This is a genomic window from Mesorhizobium sp. GbtcB19 (assembly GCF_019091085.1).
In the GTDB taxonomy this organism is placed as follows: domain Bacteria; phylum Pseudomonadota; class Alphaproteobacteria; order Rhizobiales; family Rhizobiaceae; genus Mesorhizobium.
This window is the reverse complement of record NZ_JAGXJY010000463.1, coordinates 1-240: the sequence shown is the minus strand read 5'-3', so window position 1 is coordinate 240 and position 240 is coordinate 1. Positions and strand designations below refer to the sequence as shown.

Annotated in this window: 1 pseudogene; it reads right to left on the bottom strand. The window is 72.5% G+C overall.

The window, feature by feature from the left end:
- Positions 1 to 240, bottom strand: a pseudogene (locus tag KVT37_RS33680) (hypothetical protein); the annotation flags it as partial.

Genomic DNA, 240 nt, shown 5'->3' with positions numbered 1-240 from the left:
AGGATCAGCGCGCCCTGCACGCCGTTGACCCAGTAGCTGGAGTCGTTGAGCAGCTGGAAGCCGTGGGCCAGAAGGCCGATGAACAGCACGCTGGGCAGCGTGCCCCCCATGGTCGGTACGAAACGGCGTGAAAACACGGGGCCGAGCGGGGCCGCCGCCAGCACCGACAGAAGCAGTTCGCCGGGGCCGGGCGTGCTGGCCGACGGGGGCGGATGGGGGGGGGTGCTCGCCCCCGCCGGG